The sequence below is a fragment of the Cellvibrio sp. OA-2007 genome (assembly GCF_000953825.1).
Classification (GTDB): Bacteria; Pseudomonadota; Gammaproteobacteria; order Pseudomonadales; family Cellvibrionaceae; genus Cellvibrio.
On record NZ_BBUL01000097.1, the window covers coordinates 15,816 to 38,674 of the forward strand.

Consider the following 22,859-nt stretch of genomic DNA (forward strand, 5'->3'; position numbering starts at 1 on the left):
ATACAGCCTCCGTCATACCCCGTAGCTGGCGGCCAGTGTACCTACCACCATCGCCCAACCATCAACCAGAACAAACAGCATAATTTTGAACGGCAGCGAAATAATCAGCGGTGACAGCATCATCATACCCATTGCCATCAGCACACTGGACACCACAATATCGATCACCAAAAAAGGAATAAAAATAATAAAACCAATTTGGAATGCCGTTTTTAATTCACTGATAATAAAGGCGGGCACCAAAATATTAAAAGGCGTTTCTTCCGGCTCAGCAATAGGCGGATGTTTGGCAATGCCAACAAATAAGGCGATATCAGACTCGCGCGTTTGCGCCAGCATAAACGCATGGAACGGTGCCGCTGTTTTTGCCAAAGCTTCTTGCGCACCAATCTGCTGATTGATATAGGGTTGCAATGCATCTTCATTCACCTTGTTTAATACCGGCTGCATAATAAACAAGGTTAAAAATAGCGCGAGGCCAATTAAGATTTGGTTCGATGGCGACTGCTGTAAACCCAGCGCCTGACGCAAAATTGAAAACACAATAATAATTCGCGTAAACGATGTCATCATCATTAACAGCGCAGGCAAAAATGTCAGCGCCGTCATAATCGCGAGGATTTGCAGGGTTACCGTATATTCCTGGGTGCCGTCAGCATTGGTTTTTACGGTTAAGGCTGGCAACCCAGGAATCGCAGGTAAAGCGCCTAAATTTGACGGTGCGGTTTGTGCTAGTGGCAAACTATTCGCGGCATTATCCACTACCGGTGGCGTTGTGCTTTGTGCAGACACAAAACCTGCACACAAAATCAGCACCAAGGTTACGACAACTCGACAATAATCCCACTTTTTTTCTAGCGCATTTTTCAGCATGGCGTTTCCTAAGGCGCAGAGTTATTGTTGTTATGATCTACTGCAGATGATGACGACGATTTTTGCTGCAAGATTGCCATTAACTTACGGCTAAAATCTGACTGGGAATCCGCTTTAGTATCCAGCGCAATAGGCGTTTCAAACACATGTAAGGTATTTATAGTCGTGGATGTAATACCCAACAATAATTGCTGCCCACCCGCATCAATTAATACGATTCGCTCGCGCGTGCCCAATGGCATAGCCGATATCACTTTAATATGCGCATTTGCTGCAAAAGTCCCTTGACTGAAACGTTTTACAAACCAGGAAATCGCAAAAATCAAACCGATAATGCCCAATAGCGCCAGCGTTACATTCAATAGATGACGGCCACTGCCAATAGGTGCAGCATTGGTTTGTGCCGATTGATTGTGTGTCTGGATGTTGGCTGGTGTAACAGATTTGCTAACGGAGTGAACCTTCGTTTGCTCACTCGCGGGGACAACGTGTGAATCTGTTGTTGCACTGACAGTTGCAACTACCGCAGGTTGTTCGACCACAACTGCAGGTTCAACCTCACCTTTCACTGAGGCGTCTTGCGCATAGGCAGGCAAAACCAATAGCAACAACAACAGCCCTAGCCTTTTAACTACGAGCAATGACACAACAAGATTTTGCACAGTGACAAGATTCATTCGGTATTCCTAACGCAACTTTTTAATGCGCTCTGCAGGGCTAATAACATCCGTCATACGAATACCAAATTTTTCGTTAACCACCACCACTTCACCATGCGCAATTAACGTACCGTTGACCAATACATCGAGCGGTTCACCCGCCAGACGATCCAATTCAATCACCGAGCCTTGGTTAAGCTGTAACAAATTGCGAATAGTAATTGAGGTGCGCCCCACTTCCATCGAAATAGAAACGGGAATATCCAGAATTACATCTAGATCAGGGCTACCCGGCGCCTGTTTTGATACCTCGTTTTTTAATTCATCAAATGAAACTGTATTGGCCATGGTTTCATCAACATCCGCCTGCTCCGCCATAGCAGCAGCCCAATCATCTGCCATTGAGTCTTGATCAACATCATCATCAGCCATTTTAATCACCCTTAGTTGCAGTCACGCCTTACTCTTTAGTTTTAGTGTCAATTGCACCGCGCGCTTTAGCAATTTCACCTTTGGTACCAGTAATGTTGTAGGCGCTGCTGCGGTCAATAAACTCTCTAATTTTCAAACTTAAAAAACCATTGGATTGCCCCAGCTGGGTTCTAAACATAGGAACGCCATTCGCAGTCAGAACATGGTAGTCGGGAAATTCAATGGGAATAATATCGCCTGCTTTTAAGTCGACAATATCGCGCAAGGTAATATCGCGCCGAACAATATCGCACTCCAAATCTACACTCGCTGAAAGCACATCTTCGCGCAGCGCTTTTTCCCAGCGTTCGTCGTGTTCATCGCTGTCACTTTGCAAGCCGGCGTCTAGCACTTCGCGAATCGGTTCAATCATTGAATAGGGAACAGTGATGTGCATTTCACCACCACCGCCGTCTAACTCGATGTGAAAGGTACTCACCACTACCACTTCGCTAGGGCTAACAATATTTGCTAGAGATGGATTCACTTCTGAATGCACATACTCAAAATTGATAGGAAAAACCGCTTTCCATGCTTCAGTTAAATCAATAAACGCTTGATTCAACACCATTTGCACAACGCGCAGTTCAGTGGGCGTGAACTCGCGGCCTTCAATTTTTGCGTGGCGACCATCGCCACCGAAAAAATTATCCACCAATTTAAAAACTAAACGCGCATCGAGAATAATCAATGCCGTGCCACGCAACGGACGAAACTTCACCATATTTAAACTGGTGGGCACATAAAGCGTGTGCACATATTCGCCAAATTTTTGAATTTGTACACCGCCAACAGACACATCGGCTGTTCTGCGCAACAGATTAAACATACTAATGCGGGTATAGCGGGCAAAACGTTCATTGATCATTTCAAGCGTAGGCATTCGCCCACGCACAATACGATCCTGACTGGTGAGATCATACGTTTTTACCGTACCGGGCTCACTATCGCCCTCGGTATCTATGTCACCATCATCGACACCATGAAGGAGCGCGTCGATTTCGTCTTGCGAGAGTAGATCTTGCACTGTGGTTCCTTATTGCATTACAAAGGTGGTAAACAATACTTGCTCGACATTCGCCGAAGAAACCTTATCAGCCTTACCACTAGCAGCGAGTGCTTCTTGTTCTTTTTGCAATTGGTTGCGAATAATTTCCAAAGCCTCTGCACGGAGAGTTTCCTTCCCCTCGGTGGTCTGCAATTCATCAAAATTTTTGGCGCTCAATAACATCACCAAACCGTTGCGAATAGCGGGCATATGCAGTTTCAGCAACTCTTCCAAGAGTGGATCCCGATACAACAGCGTAATTGCGGCTTGTAAATAACGCTGGCGACCATTCACATTGAAGTTAATAGTGAAATTAGGAGTCATCGCATAATAAATAGCTGGCGCAAGTGTGGTGGGCGCATGCTGCTCAGCAGCTGCTGCTTCACCGGCTGGCGGTGCGGGTGACAATATCTTTAACGCAACCACAGTGCCGCCAATAGAAATAACAATCAGCGCGACCGCAATGCCAATCATTAAAAACAGTTTCTTTTTAGAACCTGACTCCGCACTGCCTGCGTCTGCTTTTGGGGCTGCCGCCATGTCAAAACTCCGTCACTTTCAAAGACTAAAATGGGTTGAGCAATACCTATGCCAGTATCGCCTCTGAAAGCTTAGCAGTGGATTATGGGTTTGCGAGCAAGAGCGCCCTAAGAGAGATAAGAATGTGTAAAAAAAAATTATAGAAAACAAAGATGTAGAGAACATAATCAATCTGATCAGGTTCTCTACAAAAAGAGCGAGGCAAATGAAGATATAGACTGGAATTACGCGTAGTGATCGACCAAGCGCATAGATATTGTTTGGCTGACAGCAACCTGAGACAACTCTTCATCATCGTCACCGCCGTTACTTTGATGCCCGGCAGATTCTTCCTGCTCTCGCTTAGTAAAAGACTTATCGGATACGTCGACATTAACCAGATTTAATCCCTGCTCGGAAAACATTTCACGCAACCGGTTTAACTGCTGATCCAAGGCTTCACGCACAGCCGGATGTGGACTGCTAAAGGTAACGCTAGCTTGATCCTGATTTACGCTCACCTTCACCTGCATTGGGCCAAGTTCCGGTGGATCCAAGCGAATTTCTGCCGCACTGACATTTTGCGCTGCAAGCCATAACACTTTATCGCCTACCGCTTGGCTCCATTGCGGGCTACCCACTGTGACTGGCACTCCGGTTTGAACAACAAACGCACGAGCGGCGGGTGATTGCGCATCAGTTAAGCGTGTCATTGCCTCTACCGCCGCACTAATGATTGCGGGTTTTACATCTACGGCGGAACTCGTTTTATCCAAATTTGCTGCCGCCATGGTGGTTTCGGCCAGCTTATTTAATGCTGCTTTGGAGTTCAATAACGCAAAATCCGGGTTATCTCCTGTTTCTGTATCTAGCAGAACATCTGCATCTGTATTGGGAGCAAGATCTATTTCAGCATTTGCTCCGCCCTGCGTTGCACCTGTGGCTATTCCAGCTGGGGCGGATTGGGCATCAACTCCTGCAGTCGCAGCACCTGCAACTAACTGGGTTTTCGAAACAAGTTGAAGACCAACCAATACCGCCTGCTCGCCATCGGCTGCCGCATCGCCCTCAATTTCGATGGGTCGCAAGGGAGTATTCATCGCTACAAGGCTTGGATCTATGACTATCATATCCTCGGATGATACCGATACATCGATCTCGTCTTCATTAGCAGACCCCTGTGTTGCCAAGGGCTGGAGTGAAACTTGACCAAGCAGGTGGGCAGATGAATCAACCGCATTATCAAGTTCACCTGAATCAGTAGCTACAGCTAATGCGGGATCATCAAGTGCAATATCTGCTTGTGCAACTTCACTCAGGTCGGACTTTTTCTCCTGTGCGGCGTTTCTAGTACCCAGTTGATCATGAGGCGCCGCAGATTGTTCCTCGCTGACGTCTTTTTCCTGTGCCACATACTCATTTTTTTCTTGAACCGAGTGATCGGCTACAGCTGTTGTTTGCTGATCATTTTTGTCAGTTTTTGATGAAGTGTCTGAACGCGCGAGCTCCCTCTGCGAATCCTGCCGAGCTGGTACTTTAGCGGCAGCGCGGGTGGCGTTCAGCGGTTCAGCGGGAGGATTTTCTTTGCGCACTACTGGTTTACGAGCGGCAATTTCTGGCCGCACTTGTTCCAGTGCCTGATGAAATTTTTCAGTCGATTCCACACGCGCTTTGGCCGCCATACTCTTAGTAGCCGCGGGATTAGCACTGGTTAAACCCAGTAAACTGTTTAAAAAATTACTATTGTTCATCTGCTGCTCCTGCGCTTGATCACGGCAAGGCTTTGCCGCTTGATCAGCCAACTATTCGGTTCAGGAGATACGTTGCAAAGCAGGTGCCAATTCAGAAGATCGGCCCTGTACAGAAGGGGCAGAGGTGAAGATGAATTACGAAAAAGAGCGCAGCAAATTCAGGACTTGCGCAAACTCTTGCTCAATTGAGTCAAGATCAGCCACAAGTCCATCAAGATTATTCTCAAACGCTTTTTTTTCCAATGCAGCACAGAGTGCCGATAACTGCAGCGCGCCAACATTACTACTACTACCTTTAAAACTATGTGCTGCACGGCGAATAAGGTCGGCATCTGAACCCTGAATAACCTTGCGCAAAGTAGCAATTCGGTCAGTAGAATCCTGCACAAAGGTGTCAATCAGCAAGGCAAAATCATCTTCCATGACTTGTTTCAGGGTGTTTAACGTTTCGTAGTCCAGATGTTCCATGGCCGGCTTCTCATTGATTGAAATGAAGAGTCACAGTTACTTCAATTTATCGTCAATCATCATTAACCCATGAAAAATCGACTTCGACAATATTACCGCATCCAATATAGGTAACAGTACCACAAAGTTTCTCCACCAGCGCGATACCACGCCCGCTATAACCGAAGGATGAAAGATTATCTGTTGTGCGCTGTTGATGATCAAAACCCTCGCCACTATCCTCAATACGAACCTTTAACAATCCGCCACTGTCGTTGGTTTTGTGAGAGATACGGATACGCACAAAGCCTTCTGTCACCTGGTTAATACGCTGTTCGCGCAACTCATAGTAATCAGAAAAACCTTCGGGTGTTTTTTTAAGATCAGAATCTAACTTTAATACGCCGTGCTCCAAGGCATTGGTGTATAACTCAGCGAGAATGGTGTACAGCGTGCTGCTGAAGGCGCGCAAGCTGGGCACTTCCATTAAAACGTTTAATAACATGGGCAACGGATCAAACACTTTAAAGCTGGTAGGTTTTACCTCAAACCCCATGAGCCATTCAATTTCCGAGTTGGCAAACTTATGGCTGGCTTCTTGGGCAAAACTATTCACCCGCGCGGGTTCATCCATGCGGATTTCCAATAGCGACAAATCGTCATCTTTTTCTCCGCTACCGACGAACTGTTGCACACCTTCAATAATTTCATTAAATAGATGCTCAGGGTTTTGGTTGCGATTAAACACTTCCTTCAGTCGCTCTTCGCCAAACATATCTCCCTCTGCATTGCGCGCCTCATGAATTCCATCGGACCAGACAAAAATCCGATCTTCTTTTTGTAGCTCAAAATATTCACAATTATCTTTAAAAGCGCGGTTGGATAATACACCCAAGGGCAAATGGGTTGATTTAACCGGTGTGATATTGCCATCTTGATGATGATGTATAAAACAATCAGGTAACCCGCCGTTCCAAATTTTTAAACGCTTTTTACGGAAGTTGATATCCATCATGGTGGCGCAACAAAAAATACCTACGGGTAAAATATTTTTTAGCTTTCCATTAATCTCGCGCAGTATATCGGTCATGGAAAAGCCTTTTGGCACCATGCCGTAAAAGGTCGAAGCCAAGGGCATAGCACCTATCGCAGCGGGCAAACCATGGCCGGTGAAATCACCCAGCAACACCATCATGCTGCCATTGGGGCGCATGGCGGCGACCAGTACATCGCCATTAAAAACAGCGAGCGACGATAAAAAATAACGCACGTTACTGGCATTCAAACAACCGCTGTGCGCGACGTTATCAAACACATGCTTTGCAACTGTTTGCTCTTGCAACAAACGATTGTTGTACTGCACGATTTGATTGCGCTGGGTAAGCATAGTGCTATGCATTTCGCGCATACGATTGAAGGATTTTATTTTGGCTTGCAGGATAATGCGGTTGTAAGGTTTGGAGAGAAAATCATCGCCCCCCGCATCCAAACATTGCACCAGTGATTCAGTATCAGAAAGGGAAGTGAGGAAAATAATAGGGACTAATTCATCGCCTGCCAGCTCTTTGATTTTTCGCGCCGCACCAAAACCATCAAGCTCAGGCATTAATGCATCAAGCAAGACGATATCGGGTTTCTCAGCAGAGTACACCTGAATTGCCTCTAGGCCATTGCAAGCGGAAACCACATGATGACCTTCTTTGCGAACAATGCTTTCAAGAATGAGCCTGTCGGTGTCTGTATCATCGGCAACTAGAATTTTTAAACGACGTACATCATTCATAAAATTGCTTCCATACATCACACAACATGCAGTAGCGCATGCCCGGCCACCTATTGAATATCAAACAGCTGCTCGAAATTAGAGATCAATAAAATCTTTTTTACGTCCGGCGCACAATTCACAATTTGAATATTGGATTGCTCTCCGCCAGCATAATCACGCAATAACAACAACATGCCCAGCGCGGAACTATCCATATAAGAGGTGCCCTGTAGATCAACTCGGTAATGGATGGGCGCCTGAGCAAGTTTTTCGTAGGCACCGCGAAATTCCTGATGGGAACTAAAGTCGAAGCGGCCTTGTATATATATAGTGACTTGATTGCCATCAGGGGAAACTGTTGACGTGATCGCCATGTCTTACCTCATCAAAAAAACGCTAAACATTCCTAGTGCCAGATAATCAAGAGGCAACCCTCCTGCACCAACACATCCTAAGGATAGCCTATAAAACTATAGTTGCTGGAGACTTCAAGCATTATAGTCTGTAAGCAACAAAATCATCCCCAAAAACCATTTACTCCGACAATTGCGCCTCTTGAGCACACTTATGTTGCGCTGTCTGACTGGCGCTGTAGCTGCTGAGAGCTTAATTCATCCATCTCTTTCTGCAAACGTTTATCGAGCAGAAGATTATCTTCACGCTGCAATCGAGCAATTAAATCCTCAATGGATTTACGCTTTTGGTACTTTAATCGCCACTGTTGCTGCAGCGACTCAAACAACACTTTATAGCGCTCAACCTTGTTTGCCTGCTCATTGCAGGCTGCATTAACCCGATTAATAAAACTGCTGTAATTGATTAATTCGTGGGCGAGAATTCCCTCCCGCAGTGCACCTTGGGCGGTCAAATACTGATCGGCATAATCGCGCAACTCCGCCAATTGGCGCTCTTCTTGGGCGAGCTGATCGCGGAATTGACTGAGCTTTTTAGCTGCTTCATCCTCCTGACGCAGCGCCAGAGACAACACAACCTGCATACGTTTAGCGCGGGACTCGGCCATGTTTCACACTCGCTGCATAAATGATTTAGCGTTGCCGATGCTGTTGTGCCAGCGGGCTATTGGCTTTGGTATTGGCAGGCGGCTTGAGCAGCACTTTGAGATTCGCAATGGATTCAGGCAGGCGCACACCCTGCTTGATCCCCTGCTGGATAAACGCGCGCAAATGAGGGAACCGCTCAATCGCTGCATCTGTTTCCGGGTCAGCACCCGCGGTGTAGGCACCAATGGCGATCAAATCGCGGTTCTGTTGATAGCGCGCGAGCAATTGTTTAAAGCGCTGCATCATTTTCAGGTGTTCATCATCAACGATATTTTGCATCGCCCGGCTGATGGAGGCTTCTACATCAATGGCGGGATAAACCCCCTCCTCAGCCAACCGCCGCGATAGCACCACATGGCCGTCAAGAATCGCCCGCGCCGAATCGGCAATTGGGTCTTGCAAGTCGTCGCCTTCAGTTAACACGGTATAAAAAGCAGTGATCGAACCTTCACCTTCCGCCGCATTACCAGCACGTTCCACTAATTGCGGAATCTTGGCAAACACTGAGGGCGGATAACCTTTGGTCGCCGGTGGTTCGCCAATAGCCAGCGCAATTTCCCGCTGTGCCTGGGCAAAACGGGTGAGTGAATCCATTAGCAGCAATACATTTAACCCCTGATCGCGATAATACTCGGCGATACGGCTGCATAATTGCGATGCGCGCAAACGCATCAAAGGCGCATCGTCCGCCGGTGATGCCACTACCACGGCGCGGCGCAAGCCTTCTTCGCCGAGAATATGGTCGATAAATTCTTTTACCTCACGACCCCGCTCACCCACCAAACCTACCACCACCACATCGGCCGTGGTAAAACGGGTCATCATGCCCAGCAGTACACTTTTACCCACGCCAGAACCAGCCATTAGGCCCAAACGTTGGCCGCGCCCGACGGTAATCAAGGCATTAATCGCGCGCACCCCCACATCCAGCGGCTCGCTAATGGGGTGACGTTGCAGTGGGTTAATTTCTTGTGGCGTGAAATCGAGAAACTCATCGCCGATGAGAGGGCCTTTGCCATCGAGCGGCTGGCCTATGCCGTTAACCACCCTACCCAACAACTGCGGGCCAACCCGCATGCCCATTTGAGTAGCGACGGGAATAACCCGTGCGCCCGGCTGCAAGCCTTCAACACGTTTGATCGGCATTAAAAAGACTTTGTCGCCCGAGAACCCAACCACTTCGGCTTCTATGCGGCGATTGTCACTATTGATAATTTCACACTGGCGACCGACAGAAACATTCAAGCCTACCGCTTCCAAGGTCAAGCCGACTGAGCGAGTGATGCGCCCTTCGGCCTGGGGTTCAACCGGCACCAATTTACGCGGTGCATAACTACGCAGACGGGAGCTTATGGATTGGCGTTCCGACATGATTATTCTTCATCCTGTTGCGCAGGACTTACGTCAATTTTTTTCTCACTCGTTACGTTTTTTTCTGCCACAGAATTTTCTGTTTTCGCATTGCCAAGCTCACTATCAGTAGGCAAGTTGCTTTGCGTAAATGAATCTTCATCTTCGTCATCATCGCTGTCGCCACCGGCCAACTGCTTGGAAATAAATTGCTCCAGCACCGTTTGCAAACGCGACGACACGGAAAAATCAACCCGGCTTTCGGGTGTTTCAATTCGACAACCACCGGGCAATAAATCCGCATCGCCAAAAAAACTCCAAGCTAGCTGCTGCTCTGCGGCATAGGTTTCTACTGCCGCCAGATCGTCGGGATTCAAACAAACACGAATATTTTTATTGCCGATGGGCAAGGCATCGACGGCATCTTTCACCAAGCGGACAATGTGTGATGAATCGGTCAGCAACTCGCGCTGCACGACACTTTGGGTAAGGGTACAAATCACATCTAACAACAGATGTTCTACGTCAGTATCCTGTTCATTGATGGGGTCGAGCAAGGCATTGGCCAGCGCCTGAAAACGTTGCTGCTCGGCAACCAATTGCGCGCGCATCTCCATCAAACCCTGCTGGCGCCCTGCTTCATAACCTTCAGTATTGCCCTTGGCAAAGCCAGCTTTATGGCCTTGTTCAAACCCGTCTTTTTCGGCGGTATCAAAAATGGCCTGCATCTCCTCTGCCGTCATGCCCATTTGCGGAGCCGCTTCAGGTTCGGGAATTTCAACCGTTTCGATGGTTTCTTTTTCGCGGCGCAATAATCGCTCGCGCCTTTCGCGTGCTTCCTTTTCCACTGACGACAAAATTTTGCCGTGTTCAGTGATCGGGGGAATCACCCAGGTCGTGGCACTCTCAACCGCTTCTGCGGGAATACGATTTTGCAAATTGTTATCCGACATGGATGTATTATCTCAATTGACGCTGGGTCTGCTTACCAACAATGCTTTGTGCGCATTAAACCATCTGGTCGCCACCACCACCCAACATAATTTCGCCCGCATCGGCCATACGGCGCGCCGTGATAAGAATTTCTTTTTGCGCTGCTTCCACATCGGCCAAGCGCATTGGCGGTTTGGTTTCCAAATCGTCGCGCAGCAATTCCGCAGCGCGTTTGGACATATTTTTGAAGATTTTTTCTTTGAGTTCGTCGTCTGCACCTTTGAGTGCAACCACCAACACATCGGAGGACACTTCGCGCAACAGCGCTTGAATACCGCGATCGTCCACCTCTTTGAGGTTTTCAAATACAAACATCAAATCCTGGATTTGATTGCCCATATCCTCATCGATTTCTTTGATGCCTTCCATCAATTCGGCCTCGATAGAACCATCCAAATTGTTCATAATTTCCGCTGCCACCTTGTAACCACCCATGGCTTTGGTTTGCGATGCCGCATTACCGGAGAATTGTTTTTCCAGAATATCGTTTAATTCCTGCAACGCGCTGGGCTGCACTGTATCGAGTGATGCAACCCGCATCATAATGTCGAGGCGAACCTTTTCCGGAAAATACGTCAGAATCTCGGCGGATTGATCCGAATCCAGATAGGCGATAACAATCGCCTGAATTTGCGGGTGTTCGTTACGGATGATATCGGCAATTGAACGCGCCTCCATCCATTTGAGTGTGTCTAACCCAGTGGTATTGCCGCCAATCAAAATACGGTCAATCAAACTGTTGGCTTTATCTTCACCTAATGCCGTCACCAACATTTTGCGAATGTAATTATCTGCCCCTACACCCAACCCGGTCAGGGTTCTGACTTCATCTAAAAAGTTGCCCAAAACGGATTGTACTTCTGACTGCTGAATATTTTGCAGCTGGGTCATTGCCGCGCCGATACGCTGTACTTCTTTTGGCCCCATATGCTTCAAAATTTCTGCCGCGTCAGCTTCACCGAGCGACATCAATAACACTGCCGCTTGGTCTACATAACGCATTTTGAATTTGGGTTTATCGACAGCTTTGTCGTTGGCATCAGTCATCGCGATTTATCCACTTCTTTACTACCTGAGCCACGCGGCCCGGGTCATCGGCAATTAAACCTTTAATTGCATTGAGTTGCTCTTCGTAGCCCTGCTCAGGGCTAGGTAACATTAGCGCATGGCCGCCGGTAAGGGTCACGGTTTCGTCAGACATTCCATCCAAACCGCCAGCGCCTGCAGCCTCCAAGGCCGCCAATTGCCGCGCCTCTTCTTGTTCCGCGAGCGCGCCACCCTGCTTGGACAGACTTTTAAACATAGGCCGCAACAGGCCAAATACGATCAATAAAATCACCAACACACTGGCGATGTATTTGATGTTTGGCATGATCCATTGCTCCCACCAAGGAACATCCAACCCCAGTGTAGGATCTTCTACCCGGTTGGCAAACGCAGAGTTCAATACATTGACACTATCGCCACGCACCGCACTGAAGCCCACTGCATCCCGTACCAGTATAGACAAGCGCTCCAATTCGTTTTCCGTCCAAGGCACCAGTGTTTCTGTGCCATCGGCATTTTTGACTAGTTTATCGTCCACCACCACCGCAACCGTCAGGCGTTTTAGGGTTCCCTGTTGATGTTTGGTATAGCTAACCGTGCGATCCAATTCATAGTTGCGCGTCGCCTGTTCGCGATTATTGGTTGGCTGCGCCGGGGCGACAGGCTGACCGGTGGCGGGATCAATTTGCTCCGGCGCTTCTGCGGCGCCAGGAGGCTGATTGGTTAAGGCACCGGGAATACCGGCGGCAACATCACCCGCACGGCGGGTTTCATTGAGTGTTTGCTCTGAGCGAATCGCCGGTAAATCCGGATTAAATGTTTCCGCCGCTTGCTCTACCGCAGTGAAATCTACATCGGCACTCACTTCGGCGCGGAATTTACCGCCACCCACTACCGGCTCCAGAATACCGTTGATGCGTTTTATGATGCTGTTTTCAACATCTTTGGAGTATTGATGTTGTTTCGCGGCCATCAATAAGTCAGCGCTATCCTCACCGGTAGAAATTAAATTGCCGTGTTGATCTACCACCGTTACATCAGCCATTTTCATTCCAGGCACAGATGAGGCTACTAAATTCATAATCGCTTTCACCTGCGCCGGTTCTACACTGCGCCCAGCAAACACTTCTACAAAAACCGATGCGGTCGGGTTAGCAGCATCGCGTACAAATACGGTTTTTTTCGGAATCGCCAGATGCACGCGAGCATTGCGAATACTGGTAATGCTGGTAATAGTGCGCGCAAGTTCGCCCTCAATACTGCGCTGATAACGGGTGTTTTCTACAAATTGGCTGGTGCCCAGTGGCTGCTCTTTATCCATTAATTCGAAACCCTGAGTCGGGCTTGATGGCAAACCAAACTCGGCGAGTTTCAACCGCGCCATGTGCACATCTTCACTCGCCACTAAAATGGCGCCGCTGTTTTGATCGACTTTAAAATTGATCCGATTTTGCTCCAACACATCCACCACATTGGCCGCATCCAGATTGTCCATGCGGCCATAGAGCGGGCGGTAATCTTCACCCTGCATCCACATCACAATGGCAAAACCAATCGCCACACTGGCAGCCAGCGTGATCATCAAGCCAACTTGACGCAACAAATTAAGGTTGCTTAAACCTTCCAAAAAATCGCCGCCAAGTTTTGACTGCGCAGGTGAGTTTTCGGATTCAGGGGCGGCACTGGTAGCCATAATCTCAACACCTTAAACAAATTTAAAACGTGCATGACAGGGTGCAAACAGCAGGAGAAACCAACACTAAATTGGCATATTCATCACATCGCGATAGGCATCTACTAATTTATTACGTACCTGCACCATTGCCTGAAATGACACAGACGCTTTCTGCGAGGCGATCATCACATCGGTAATATCCACACCGGCGACACCGCGCTCATAAGCATCCGCCATAGAGCTGGAGGTCTTTTGCACTTCGTTCACTTTATTCACGGCTTGCGTCATTAAATCGCCGAAACTCGGTGCTTTTGTCGCCCCCTCAACTGGCACAGCGCCGAGGTTGCGCATACCGTTAGGCGTATCACCCACACCTTGCGAGCGCTGAAACACTTGGGTTTGCGCCTTCAAACTACGCATATCGCCTAATAAGCGGTTGATATCTACGCGATCAGTCATGATGAGCCCCTCTTCACTTACGCAATTCACAGTGACAAATATTTGGCATTAAAGCCTTCAAACCTGCCTTTGCAGTGGAATTTGCACAAAACAGGCCAACCTTTGCCGCATGGCAAACACTTGCCCAAGCTGCCTGCGCTTTAATCAATTTGTCGCGATTTTTTAATCTAATTGTCACTCACCTGGCCTAGCATCAAGCCAGCTTCCAACCTATCAAGGAGTTTTTCATGAACAACATGAACGCGCTGAGTGAGCAGGAACTGATCGACAATGCCATGGCCAGTTTTATCGCCGACGTAGTCGTATCAAAATCTAAAAAACAACAGCTGCGCCGCAATATGGAATGCCGCCGCAAGCTGGAAGAAAAGAAAGAAGAACAAAAGTTACGGCGGGAAACTTGTGAATATGAGTTTGAGTATTTGCATTAACCTTAAAATGCAGGCTTCCAAACGCGCCATGGAAGCTCAGCCAAGGCCCCGCAAAACAGATTGCTAATCTTTGTTTTACTATACCGAACACGTATTCCCTACCACTATCACCAACTCATAATCCCCCAATCAAGAAATTCCCTTGGCGCTCCACCCTCACTGTGGGAAAATGCGCCCCCTCAGACTTATACCCTTCTCATTTACTACACAGGTAATTAGCGCCCATGTCCGCACTTGTATTGGATGGCAAAGCCCTTGCCGAAAAAACTGAACAGGAACTCTCTGCTCGTATCGCCGCCCTCAAGGCGCGCAGCAATGGCCAAACGCCTATTTTGGCCACCATTCTGGTGGGCGATGACCCGGCTTCTGCAACCTACGTAAAAATGAAAGGCAATGCTTGCACCCGTATCGGGATGGAATCATTAAAAGTGGAGATGCCTTCATCTACCACCACCGAGCAATTGCTCGCGAAAATTCAGGAATTGAACAACAACCCAAATGTGCACGGCATTTTGTTGCAGCACCCGGTTCCTCATCAAATTGATGAACGCTTGTGTTTTGATGCAATCAGCGCCGAAAAAGATGTAGACGGCGTAACCTGTTTAGGTTTTGGCCGTATGAGCATGGGCGAAGAAGCCTATGGCTGCGCGACACCAAAGGGCATTATGCGCCTGCTGGAGGCTTACGGAATCGAGCTCGCTGGCAAACATGCCGTTGTGGTAGGCCGCAGCCCAATTTTAGGTAAACCAATGGCGCTGATGCTGCTCAATGCCAATGCGACTGTAACTATCTGCCATTCGCGCACCCAAAATTTACCGGCATTAATTAAACAGGCCGATGTTTTGGTAGGCGCGGTGGGCAAACCGGAATTTATTAAAGCCGAGTGGATTAAAGATGGCGCTGTAGTGGTTGATGCTGGTTATCACCCTGGCGGTGTAGGCGATATTGAATTGAAACCGCTGGTTGATCGCGTTGCTGCATACACACCGGTTCCTGGAGGTGTCGGCCCAATGACGATCAATACCCTTATCTACCAAACCGTAGATTCAGGTGAAAAGAAAATCGGTTAATGCTTTAGTTGTCGTCTTTTGTGTTGCTGTAAACGTTGTTGATTGGTAGGGCTTGTTTCGCTATTTAACTTTTAAGGAGTAAAGATCAAATGCGTAAATTTATTTTATTGGGTAGTTTGTTGGCAGTGAGCATGTCTGCCACAGCAAATGATGCTATTAAATACACCTGCACTATGAGCAATACAGAGCGCGTTATTGAGGTTGTTTATGCCTCATCCGATAAACCCGTGCCCTGTTCGGTTAGTTACACCAAAGATGGCACAAGCCAAACGCTGTGGAACTATGAAAACACGGAAGGCCAGTGCGAAGCCAAAGCCGCAGAATTTGCCGAAAAGCAAAACAGCTGGGGGTTCAACTGCAGCAGTAAAGCAAGCAGCGAGACAACTGAAGCGACAGCAAGCGCACAATAGTTTTTAGAGTTTTACACTTCACGCACAAAAGCAGGCACTCGCCTGCTTTTGTTTTTATAGTCCAGATAATTACCAAGCAAAACCAACCTACAAGCCAATGCAATGACTGACATACTGCCGATCATTTACCGCGATGAATATCTGGTTGCCATCAATAAACCGGGCGGTTTATTAGTACATCGCAGCGAAATTGATCGCCACGAAACTCGCTTTGCGGTGCAGATATTGCGTGATCAAATCGGCCAAATGGTTTACCCCATTCATCGCTTGGATAAACCCACTTCTGGCGTTTTAGTGTTTGCCCTCTCGTCAGAAATCGCACGGCAACTCGGAGATATTTTTTCTCGCCACGCCGTGACCAAAACCTATGTCGCATTAGTGCGCGGCTTTGCGCCAGAGAAAGGTATTATTGATCATCCACTCGTTGAAGAGGCGGATAAGTACACCGACAAAAAAGCGCGCGCAAACAAACCAGCGCGAGAGGCCATTACCGAATTCAACAGACTGGCGCAGATTGAATTTCCATTCAGTATCGATAAGTATCCCTGCACCCGCTATTCACTGGTGCAATGCAAACCCAAGACCGGGCGCAAGCATCAAATTCGCCGCCATTTAAAACATATTAGCCACCCTATCATTGGCGATGCAAAACACGGCAAAGGCAATCACAATCGTTTTTTTCAAGAAAAATTTGCCTGCCCCGGTCTAATGTTGGCATCAACCAACATGGAATTTGTACATCCGGTTACGCAAGAAACACTTTCACTGACTGCGCCACTTGCAGCACAATTCACCCAGATTATTCACCAATTTGGCTGGGCAGATACCCTACCCGCCGATTGGCTTACTGCTCAGGATTATTAATGCGTCTCGACAAATTTCTCAGCCAGAATAGCGACTCATCGCGCTCACTGATCCAACAGGCAATCAAAGCCGGTAGAGTCTTCGTGAATAATGTAATCGCTAAAAAAGGCGATCAAAAATTACAGGGCGATGAAGTCATTACGCTCGATGGAAATATCGTAGAAGCATTTAAAACGCGCTACCTTATGCTGCATAAACCAGCAGGTTATGTGTGCGCCAATAGCGACAGTGACTACCCAGTGGTAGTGGATTTAATTCGCCTGCCGCGCTGGCAAGAATTACAAATTGTGGGGCGACTGGATATAGATACCACGGGATTGGTGCTACTGACCGATGATGGCCAATGGAATCACCGGATCACCTCGCCGCGCCATGAGTGCAATAAAATCTATCGCGTCACCACCGCTAATCCCATCAGCGCTGAAACCGCTGAACTATTTGCCACAGGGGTACAATTACACGGCGAAAAAGCAGCCACTCGCCCGGCACAATTAGAATTAATTTCCAGCCATGAAGCACGCTTAACCATTCATGAAGGCAAATACCACCAAGTTAAACGCATGTTTGCTGCTGCGGGAAATTTGGTGGTGGCGCTGCATCGCGAAAGCATCGGTAACATTCAATTAGATCCTGCATTAGCGCCTGGTGAATATCGCCCCCTAACGCAAGCAGAAATTATGAGCGTAACGCCATGAACGATTTACCTTTAAATTGGATCACTCAGGTGCTAACCAATACGCGCGCCGAAAGCGATGCACGTTTTCTCTGGTGTACCGATGAAAATGCACTCAATACCCTGCCTGCTGCATTGCATCAAGAACAATTATTAGTGCTCACCAATCGTTGGGATGTTGCCGAGCAAGCCAAAACGCGCGGCTTCACCACCGAATTTAATGATTTTGATTGCAGTGCAATTACGGACAACAGTCTCGATAAAATTTTCTATCGCATATCCAAAGAAAAACCCATCGTGCACCACTTGCTCAATCAAGCCTGGCGCTGCTTAAAACCCGGCGGGCAATTGTTGCTGGCCGGATATAAAAATGAAGGTACTAAAACCTATATCGAAAAAATCGCCAAGCTGATGGGCTGCGGAAAAAATAGCGAAAAAAATGGCCCCGTTTATTCCGCCGTACTGAGCAAGTACACCGAGTATGATTCAACCCAATTGTTGGATGATAACGATTACCGGCAGCCGCGGGCGATTGCACAGGATTCAAATTTAATCCTATTAAGCAAGCCCGGCTTATTCGGCTGGAATAAGGTAGATGCAGGCAGCGCATTGCTGATCGAACAACTCAAACACTTATCGCCGCCAGCGACGCCCTTTACCTGCTGTGTGGACCTAGGCTGTGGTTATGGCTATCTCACTATGGCGGCGGCCAAGCTCGATATCTGCCAAAACATCTCGCACTGGGTGTTAACCGACAACAATGCCGCCGCACTGCAATTAGCGCAGCAGAACCTATTAAACAATCAGTTAGCCGGTGAAGTAGTTGCTGCCGATGCAGGCAAAGGCATTCACACTAAAGCCGATCTACTACTGTGTAACCCACCCTTTCATCAAGGGTTTGGCATAGATGGCGATCTGACCGACAAGTTTCTGCACAGCGCCAAACACCTCTTGGCACCGCACGGAGTGGCACTTTTTGTGGTGAACCAATTTATCCCGCTGGAACGCAAAGCAGCGCCCTTGTTCAGCCAAATCAAACTGGTGCTTGATAATGGCAGCTTCAAAGTTATCCAATTAGGGCTTTAAACTCGCAGATCAAAATACAGCCAACACAAACCAGCTGACCAGCTTGTTTTGCACACTGTAAATACAGCTTGCAGAATTAATAAACAGCATTGAATTTGTTGAGGTTTTTTTACCGGAAAAGTTACCCAAAAGGGCTAAAAGCGGTTGACCAACCAAAACCTCACCTATATTATGCGCACCACTTCCGCAGAGGAAGTCACCGATCCGCCTTAGCTCAGTCGGTAGAGCAAATGACTGTTAATCATTGGGTCGCTGGTTCGAGTCCAGCAGGCGGAGCCAAATTTAAATAAAAAGGTCGCATTTATGCGGCCTTTTTTGTGCCTGTATTTTTTATCGGCTTGCATTCACTACCCACCTTGAACGGAGAACCCTATGTTTACAGTTAACGAATACTTTGGTGGCGCAGTTAAATCCATCGCATTCCAAACCGAAACCCTGCCAGCAACCATCGGTGTAATGGCCAAGGGCGATTACGAATTCGGCACCAGCCAAAAAGAATATATGACCGTTGTTAGCGGCAGCCTGACCGTTGTGCTGCCAGGCAGCGATAAAGCAGAAACCTTTGCCGCTGGCCAAACCTTCATTGTTGAAGCTAATCAACGCTTCAAAGTGTCTGCTGATGTAGAAACCTCCTACTTGTGCAAATACGAGTAAGTCGATTTTTAGCAACAGATAAAAAAGGCGCTTCGGCGTCTTTTTTGTTTTTGCCTTAGAGAAAAAAGTGAGGCAAAACACAATATTCGCTATTAAAACGGTTGACCGTTATTTTTTGTCTCTATATCATGCGCGCCTCTTCTGCGATATGAAGAGCACAATTCCGCCTTAGCTCAGTCGGTAGAGCAAACGACTGTTAATCGTTGGGTCGCTGGTTCGAGTCCAGCAGGCGGAGCCATATTGAACAAAGAAACAAAACAAAAAGGCCGCACTGAGTGCGGCCTTTTTGTTTTTTCGGGAATCAAAATCCTGCCGCTTTTACTAATCTCCCTCCTCTGCACAAGCAGTGAATGTCACATTGGGTTGATCGAAAAAGTCATCAATATGCTCCAACAGACAAGTATCAGTGCCCAGCACTGAATGGGCGACTTTCTCTCGCACACGCAATTGGCTATGTGGCCATTGTTGATGCATTGCTTGCGCCCAGCTCACCGGTGTAATTGGGTCCAATGCCCCTGCAAGCATTAAGGTTGGTATTTGCGGTGATCCACGCACTAACGGCGACTCACTGGTTAAATCATGGCACAGCTGATAGCGCCACTGATCGCGAGTATAGGCTTGCAACAAGGGATACTTAATTAAAGCCGCCACATAATCAACCTCTGCCAGCACCGGATTATCCGCACAATCCACTGCGACAAACGTCAAACTATTAAAGTCAGCGGTCATGCTGTGATTAATATAAGGTTCGATTAAGGGCTTTAATAAATCTGCATCGCGCGTATTGACTGCTCTCATCGCATCGATAATCACCGGCCAATCACTCGGGGTATAAACAGCGGAAAAACTGGCCGATAAAAAACGATGATCATTCACCACAAAATTAACCGGCACCTCACCATCCCAACGTTTGACGGTAATAGTCATTGGATGTGTTTGTAACTTGTGCAGTGTTTGCATAAACAATTCGGCCAACGTAGCTGTGGATGCATCTAATTCCTTAATACATTCTAGTTGCGCACTACAACCGTTAAAAAACTGTTTCATCCCGTCATCCAATACCTGCGGCCAGGTTTGTACGCCACCAAAACCAGCGGGATAAACAGAATCCAGCACCATCGATTTTAATTTAGCTGTTTGCGGGGCCAGCTGTTCTTGCCGGGCGATTTCCAGCGCTAGCCGCGTACCATAGGAAACGCCGAGAATATTCCACTGTTGATAATCAAGTTGCGCCATGAGCGCGCGAATATCCTGCGCGGATTTTTGCGTGCTGAAATTGCGATAATCCAATTGCGGATTTATTTGTGCGGCAGTGGAAAAACATTGCGCCGCCACCTGATAACCTTGGGATAACTCATCCTCCAGCGCACTGTTTTGTGGCAGTAACTGCTGATTAAATTGATTGTATTCACTGCACACCAACGCTGGTTGGCTGCGGCCAGTGCCGCGTGTATCGATTAAAATTAAATCGCGCTTTGTGTTGCTATAACGCAGCCAATTCAACCAATTTTTTATTCCATCGCTATGCAAACGTGCACTCGCACCCGGCCCGCCTTGCAGATACACAATGGGATCAGCGCGGCGCTGTTCGGCATCGTTGTGCAAAATCACCACTGATAAACGAAATTGGTCTGGCGTTTGCAATTCACCGCAGCTAATTGTTGCAGTCCAATCAGCATCAAACCAACAGCTTATTTTGATAAATTTATATTCATCATTAGCGACTGATTTTTCTGCTGTGGCAAATAAGGGATAACAATAGATCGCCAGCGCAGCCAATAATGCCAACACACTGGTTACACCAAGGCCGATTAACAATCGCATCAGAATTTACCACTCTGATATGCAGCAGACGACAGCTGTGGCCAAGGCAACAACCAGGGTTCACGCCACTCCTGCAGCGCAGCAGCAAACACATCACCGCTAAATAATTCACCTTCACGCGGCAGCTCGGTAAAACGATACTGTTTTTCACCCAATGAAAAGGCGAGGCTGTATGCGTGCAAATAACAGCGATCGCAAGCTGCACTTTGAGTTGCATCACCATAGAGTGAATCGCCGGCAATAGGTGCACCGATACTTTTTAACGCAACGCGAATTTGATGTGTTTTACCGGTGTGAGGTTTCACCACAAATAAACGCCGCCCCGCACTAATACTTTTGCTAAAAAATTGCGTGACGGCAGGATTCTCTTGTGCGTTGAGCAATTTCCACGCACCGCGCCGTGCGGCTGCCATATCGCCTTTTATTAAGCCTTGTTTTTTATTCGGTTTTTTTTCACTGATCGCAAGATAATATTTTTGTACCCGACGTTGACTAAAGGCATCACACAGCTGCCGATTAATATCCGGTGTTTTGGCCATGACCAATAAACCCGATGTCACCTTATCAAGGCGATGCACGGGAAACAGCTCCGTGAAACTCTCTTTTTGTTTCACTGTTTCGAATAAACCTAAGTCACCGGATTCGCTGTGGAAGCTGATGCCCGGTTTTTTATAAATCACCACAAATTCCGGATTATTTTCAACCATGTCATACATAAAAAGTGGCTCAATTAACGATGCAACGCAGGGTAACAGCCGGAGATTATTTCAGCTATAAGATTATTTTGGCTATAAAAAGCCTCGACTTGTTACTTATCAAACTAATGAATGGCTAGCGACAAAAGTGAGCCTGACTATAATCAATTCAGGTGTCCGCTTCGGTTGTCGTAATGACGGGTTTTCCCTAAGAGCGCTTATCTCAGTGCTCCATGTTTTGAATTGTGCCCAGCTTTTTGCTTAGGCAAAAGCGCCAGAGGCCAAGCAAACAAACCAATCACCTACAACCGGCGGACACCTTTTTTATTCCCTCATTTCCTGTTTGTCGCCCTGCCCTCTATAATTCCGCGCTCTTTCTGCCTGCTGCAATCATTGTTATGAATGACACCACTGAACGCTATCGCCAACAACATAAGCTGCGCTTGAGCTATATGCCTTGGCTTTATGCAAACCTGAAGCCCAACCATCGCAGCTGGGCGCAAGCCTGGCAAGAAGAATGGCAAGCCTATTTGATGGCGATGGAAACCATCGAGATCGGCAACAACTGTTTTATCGCCCCAGAAGCCAAATTATTTGCTGAACCCGGCCGAGCTATCGTCATTGGTGATAACTCTTATATCGCCGCTGATTGCGTGCTGCACGGGCCGATCACGCTAGGCCGCTCGGTGTCGATTAATCACCATGTGAGCCTCGATGGCGGCCGCAAAGGCATTTATATCGGCGATAACACCCGCATCGCAGCCTATAGCTATGCCTACGCGTTTAATCACGGCATGGATGAGCAAATGCTAATCAAGGATCAACCGGTCAGCTCGCAAGGTATTCACATAGGCAAGGATGTGTGGATTGGCGCTAACACAGGTATAGTGGACGGCGTGATTATTGGTGACCATGCGGTGATTGGTATGGGCAGCGTAGTCACCAAAGCTGTTGCCGATCACACCAAAGTAGCAGGCAACCCCGCCCGCGTGATTGGCAGCCGCATACCCAGCAAGTAAGCATCGGTGGTGCCCAGC

General features: G+C 47.7%; 25 protein-coding genes and 2 tRNA genes. 10 read left to right on the forward strand and 17 right to left on the reverse strand.

All coding sequences use genetic code 11. The annotated features are described in order from the left end of the window. Positions 1 to 12 precede the first annotated feature (12 nt). The 15 genes from fliP to fliE form a co-directional block, all read right to left on the reverse strand. Positions 13 to 873, reverse strand: coding sequence for a flagellar type III secretion system pore protein FliP (gene fliP, locus AWU77_RS18410; RefSeq protein ID WP_062067018.1), 861 nt, complete (start codon positions 871 to 873; stop codon positions 13 to 15). A gap of 8 nt (positions 874 to 881) precedes the next feature. Then, on the reverse strand, positions 882 to 1,550 hold the full coding sequence (fliO, locus tag AWU77_RS18415; protein ID WP_062067021.1) for a flagellar biosynthetic protein FliO: 669 nt from the start codon (positions 1,548 to 1,550) through the stop codon (positions 882 to 884). Between the two features lie 9 nt (positions 1,551 to 1,559). Next, positions 1,560 to 1,964: a flagellar motor switch protein FliN gene (gene fliN, locus AWU77_RS18420; RefSeq protein ID WP_062067024.1), complete on the reverse strand. Its 405-nt coding sequence runs from the start codon at positions 1,962 to 1,964 to the stop codon at positions 1,560 to 1,562. Positions 1,965 to 1,992: 28 nt separating this feature from the next. After that, positions 1,993 to 3,030: a flagellar motor switch protein FliM gene (gene fliM, locus AWU77_RS18425; protein ID WP_062067027.1), complete on the reverse strand. Its 1,038-nt coding sequence runs from the start codon at positions 3,028 to 3,030 to the stop codon at positions 1,993 to 1,995. 9 nt (positions 3,031 to 3,039) lie between these two features. Then, positions 3,040 to 3,591, reverse strand: coding sequence for a flagellar basal body-associated FliL family protein (locus AWU77_RS18430; protein ID WP_062067030.1), 552 nt, complete (start codon positions 3,589 to 3,591; stop codon positions 3,040 to 3,042). 224 nt (positions 3,592 to 3,815) lie between these two features. Next, complete coding sequence (locus AWU77_RS18435) at positions 3,816 to 5,321, reverse strand: flagellar hook-length control protein FliK (protein ID WP_062067033.1); 1,506 nt, start codon at positions 5,319 to 5,321, stop codon at positions 3,816 to 3,818. Between the two features lie 135 nt (positions 5,322 to 5,456). Further along, complete coding sequence (locus AWU77_RS18440) at positions 5,457 to 5,789, reverse strand: Hpt domain-containing protein (RefSeq protein ID WP_062067036.1); 333 nt, start codon at positions 5,787 to 5,789, stop codon at positions 5,457 to 5,459. Positions 5,790 to 5,841: 52 nt separating this feature from the next. Continuing rightward, positions 5,842 to 7,551 carry a fused response regulator/phosphatase gene (locus AWU77_RS18445; protein WP_062067040.1) on the reverse strand — a complete coding sequence of 570 codons (1,710 nt, stop codon included), beginning with the start codon at positions 7,549 to 7,551 and terminating at the stop codon, positions 5,842 to 5,844. A 50-nt stretch (positions 7,552 to 7,601) separates the two neighbouring features. Then, positions 7,602 to 7,907, reverse strand: coding sequence for an STAS domain-containing protein (locus AWU77_RS18450; RefSeq protein WP_062067043.1), 306 nt, complete (start codon positions 7,905 to 7,907; stop codon positions 7,602 to 7,604). Positions 7,908 to 8,098: 191 nt separating this feature from the next. Beyond that, a complete protein-coding gene (gene fliJ, locus AWU77_RS18455; RefSeq protein WP_062067046.1) occupies positions 8,099 to 8,554 on the reverse strand; it encodes a flagellar export protein FliJ in 456 nt (151 codons plus the stop codon). 25 nt (positions 8,555 to 8,579) lie between these two features. Next, a complete protein-coding gene (gene fliI / locus AWU77_RS18460) occupies positions 8,580 to 9,965 on the reverse strand; it encodes a flagellar protein export ATPase FliI (protein ID WP_084618548.1) in 1,386 nt (461 codons plus the stop codon). Between the two features lie 2 nt (positions 9,966 to 9,967). Continuing rightward, entirely contained in the window at positions 9,968 to 10,897 is a 930-nt protein-coding gene (locus AWU77_RS18465; RefSeq protein WP_084618549.1) for a flagellar assembly protein FliH, read from the reverse strand. A gap of 55 nt (positions 10,898 to 10,952) precedes the next feature. Next, the gene (gene fliG / locus AWU77_RS18470; RefSeq protein WP_062067049.1) at positions 10,953 to 11,984 is read right to left on the reverse strand and encodes a flagellar motor switch protein FliG; all 1,032 of its coding nucleotides are present in this window, start codon (positions 11,982 to 11,984) and stop codon (positions 10,953 to 10,955) included. Further along, positions 11,977 to 13,677, reverse strand: a complete 1,701-nt coding sequence (fliF, locus tag AWU77_RS18475; RefSeq protein ID WP_062067051.1) for a flagellar basal-body MS-ring/collar protein FliF — start codon at positions 13,675 to 13,677, stop codon at positions 11,977 to 11,979. Before fliF ends, fliG begins: the two co-directional genes overlap by 8 nt. Positions 13,678 to 13,743: 66 nt before the next feature. After that, entirely contained in the window at positions 13,744 to 14,118 is a 375-nt protein-coding gene (gene fliE / locus AWU77_RS18480; protein ID WP_062067054.1) for a flagellar hook-basal body complex protein FliE, read from the reverse strand. A 227-nt stretch (positions 14,119 to 14,345) separates the two neighbouring features. On the opposite strand from fliE, the gene AWU77_RS18485 reads away from it, so the two are divergent. The 9 genes from AWU77_RS18485 (at position 14,346) to AWU77_RS18525 (ending at position 19,541) form a co-directional block, all read left to right on the forward strand. Beyond that, a complete protein-coding gene (locus AWU77_RS18485) occupies positions 14,346 to 14,546 on the forward strand; it encodes a PA3496 family putative envelope integrity protein (protein WP_062067057.1) in 201 nt (66 codons plus the stop codon). Between the two features lie 224 nt (positions 14,547 to 14,770). Further along, a complete protein-coding gene (folD, locus tag AWU77_RS18490) occupies positions 14,771 to 15,616 on the forward strand; it encodes a bifunctional methylenetetrahydrofolate dehydrogenase/methenyltetrahydrofolate cyclohydrolase FolD (RefSeq protein ID WP_062067059.1) in 846 nt (281 codons plus the stop codon). A gap of 89 nt (positions 15,617 to 15,705) precedes the next feature. Further along, positions 15,706 to 16,026, forward strand: coding sequence for a hypothetical protein (locus AWU77_RS18495; RefSeq protein WP_062067062.1), 321 nt, complete (start codon positions 15,706 to 15,708; stop codon positions 16,024 to 16,026). A gap of 102 nt (positions 16,027 to 16,128) precedes the next feature. Continuing rightward, positions 16,129 to 16,890 (forward strand): tRNA pseudouridine(65) synthase TruC, encoded by a 762-nt coding sequence (truC, locus tag AWU77_RS18500; RefSeq protein ID WP_062067065.1) that lies wholly within the window; start codon positions 16,129 to 16,131, stop codon positions 16,888 to 16,890. Further along, the gene (gene rsuA / locus AWU77_RS18505) at positions 16,890 to 17,585 is read left to right on the forward strand and encodes a 16S rRNA pseudouridine(516) synthase RsuA (protein ID WP_062067068.1); all 696 of its coding nucleotides are present in this window, start codon (positions 16,890 to 16,892) and stop codon (positions 17,583 to 17,585) included. Before truC ends, rsuA begins: the two co-directional genes overlap by 1 nt. Further along, positions 17,582 to 18,649 (forward strand): methyltransferase, encoded by a 1,068-nt coding sequence (locus AWU77_RS18510; protein ID WP_062067071.1) that lies wholly within the window; start codon positions 17,582 to 17,584, stop codon positions 18,647 to 18,649. The genes rsuA and AWU77_RS18510 overlap by 4 nt, the downstream gene beginning before the upstream one ends. Before the next feature lie 203 nt (positions 18,650 to 18,852). Then, positions 18,853 to 18,928: transfer RNA gene (locus AWU77_RS18515), tRNA-Asn, on the forward strand. Positions 18,929 to 19,021: 93 nt separating this feature from the next. Then, positions 19,022 to 19,303 carry a pyrimidine/purine nucleoside phosphorylase gene (locus tag AWU77_RS18520; RefSeq protein WP_062067075.1) on the forward strand — a complete coding sequence of 94 codons (282 nt, stop codon included), beginning with the start codon at positions 19,022 to 19,024 and terminating at the stop codon, positions 19,301 to 19,303. 162 nt (positions 19,304 to 19,465) lie between these two features. After that, a tRNA-Asn gene (locus tag AWU77_RS18525) sits at positions 19,466 to 19,541 on the forward strand. 83 nt (positions 19,542 to 19,624) lie between these two features. On the opposite strand, the gene AWU77_RS18530 is transcribed toward AWU77_RS18525, so the two are convergent. Together AWU77_RS18530 and AWU77_RS18535 are read right to left on the reverse strand one after the other, a co-directional pair. After that, entirely contained in the window at positions 19,625 to 21,127 is a 1,503-nt protein-coding gene (locus AWU77_RS18530) for an alpha/beta fold hydrolase (protein ID WP_062067079.1), read from the reverse strand. Next, positions 21,127 to 21,843, reverse strand: coding sequence for a TIGR01621 family pseudouridine synthase (locus AWU77_RS18535; protein ID WP_062067082.1), 717 nt, complete (start codon positions 21,841 to 21,843; stop codon positions 21,127 to 21,129). The genes AWU77_RS18530 and AWU77_RS18535 overlap by 1 nt, the downstream gene beginning before the upstream one ends. A 377-nt stretch (positions 21,844 to 22,220) precedes the next feature. Between AWU77_RS18535 and AWU77_RS18540 the strand changes: the two genes are divergently transcribed. Next, positions 22,221 to 22,841: a DapH/DapD/GlmU-related protein gene (locus tag AWU77_RS18540; protein WP_062067791.1), complete on the forward strand. Its 621-nt coding sequence runs from the start codon at positions 22,221 to 22,223 to the stop codon at positions 22,839 to 22,841. Positions 22,842 to 22,859: the final 18 nt, after the last annotated feature.

What these genes read in the sequence shown, in the direction of transcription:
- AWU77_RS18530 (WP_062067079.1), bottom strand. Translation starts at nt 21,127, where the DNA reads ATGCGATTGTTAATCGGCCTTGGTGTAACCAGTGTGTTGGCATTATTG.
- fliN (WP_062067024.1), bottom strand. Translation starts at nt 1,964, where the DNA reads ATGGCTGATGATGATGTTGATCAAGACTCAATGGCAGATGATTGGGCT.
- fliG (WP_062067049.1), bottom strand. Translation starts at nt 11,984, where the DNA reads ATGACTGATGCCAACGACAAAGCTGTCGATAAACCCAAATTCAAAATG.
- AWU77_RS18540 (WP_062067791.1), top strand. Translation starts at nt 22,221, where the DNA reads ATGAATGACACCACTGAACGCTATCGCCAACAACATAAGCTGCGCTTG.
- AWU77_RS18435 (WP_062067033.1), bottom strand. Translation starts at nt 5,321, where the DNA reads ATGAACAATAGTAATTTTTTAAACAGTTTACTGGGTTTAACCAGTGCT.
- fliJ (WP_062067046.1), bottom strand. Translation starts at nt 8,554, where the DNA reads ATGGCCGAGTCCCGCGCTAAACGTATGCAGGTTGTGTTGTCTCTGGCG.
- AWU77_RS18440 (WP_062067036.1), bottom strand. Translation starts at nt 5,789, where the DNA reads ATGGAACATCTGGACTACGAAACGTTAAACACCCTGAAACAAGTCATG.
- AWU77_RS18445 (WP_062067040.1), bottom strand. Translation starts at nt 7,551, where the DNA reads ATGAATGATGTACGTCGTTTAAAAATTCTAGTTGCCGATGATACAGAC.
- fliO (WP_062067021.1), bottom strand. Translation starts at nt 1,550, where the DNA reads ATGAATCTTGTCACTGTGCAAAATCTTGTTGTGTCATTGCTCGTAGTT.
- truC (WP_062067065.1), top strand. Translation starts at nt 16,129, where the DNA reads ATGACTGACATACTGCCGATCATTTACCGCGATGAATATCTGGTTGCC.
- AWU77_RS18450 (WP_062067043.1), bottom strand. Translation starts at nt 7,907, where the DNA reads ATGGCGATCACGTCAACAGTTTCCCCTGATGGCAATCAAGTCACTATA.
- fliP (WP_062067018.1), bottom strand. Translation starts at nt 873, where the DNA reads ATGCTGAAAAATGCGCTAGAAAAAAAGTGGGATTATTGTCGAGTTGTC.
- rsuA (WP_062067068.1), top strand. Translation starts at nt 16,890, where the DNA reads ATGCGTCTCGACAAATTTCTCAGCCAGAATAGCGACTCATCGCGCTCA.
- fliI (WP_084618548.1), bottom strand. Translation starts at nt 9,965, where the DNA reads ATGTCGGAACGCCAATCCATAAGCTCCCGTCTGCGTAGTTATGCACCG.
- folD (WP_062067059.1), top strand. Translation starts at nt 14,771, where the DNA reads ATGTCCGCACTTGTATTGGATGGCAAAGCCCTTGCCGAAAAAACTGAA.
- AWU77_RS18495 (WP_062067062.1), top strand. Translation starts at nt 15,706, where the DNA reads ATGCGTAAATTTATTTTATTGGGTAGTTTGTTGGCAGTGAGCATGTCT.
- AWU77_RS18485 (WP_062067057.1), top strand. Translation starts at nt 14,346, where the DNA reads ATGAACAACATGAACGCGCTGAGTGAGCAGGAACTGATCGACAATGCC.
- AWU77_RS18510 (WP_062067071.1), top strand. Translation starts at nt 17,582, where the DNA reads ATGAACGATTTACCTTTAAATTGGATCACTCAGGTGCTAACCAATACG.
- AWU77_RS18465 (WP_084618549.1), bottom strand. Translation starts at nt 10,897, where the DNA reads ATGTCGGATAACAATTTGCAAAATCGTATTCCCGCAGAAGCGGTTGAG.
- AWU77_RS18430 (WP_062067030.1), bottom strand. Translation starts at nt 3,591, where the DNA reads ATGGCGGCAGCCCCAAAAGCAGACGCAGGCAGTGCGGAGTCAGGTTCT.
- AWU77_RS18535 (WP_062067082.1), bottom strand. Translation starts at nt 21,843, where the DNA reads ATGTATGACATGGTTGAAAATAATCCGGAATTTGTGGTGATTTATAAA.
- AWU77_RS18520 (WP_062067075.1), top strand. Translation starts at nt 19,022, where the DNA reads ATGTTTACAGTTAACGAATACTTTGGTGGCGCAGTTAAATCCATCGCA.
- fliF (WP_062067051.1), bottom strand. Translation starts at nt 13,677, where the DNA reads ATGGCTACCAGTGCCGCCCCTGAATCCGAAAACTCACCTGCGCAGTCA.
- fliE (WP_062067054.1), bottom strand. Translation starts at nt 14,118, where the DNA reads ATGACTGATCGCGTAGATATCAACCGCTTATTAGGCGATATGCGTAGT.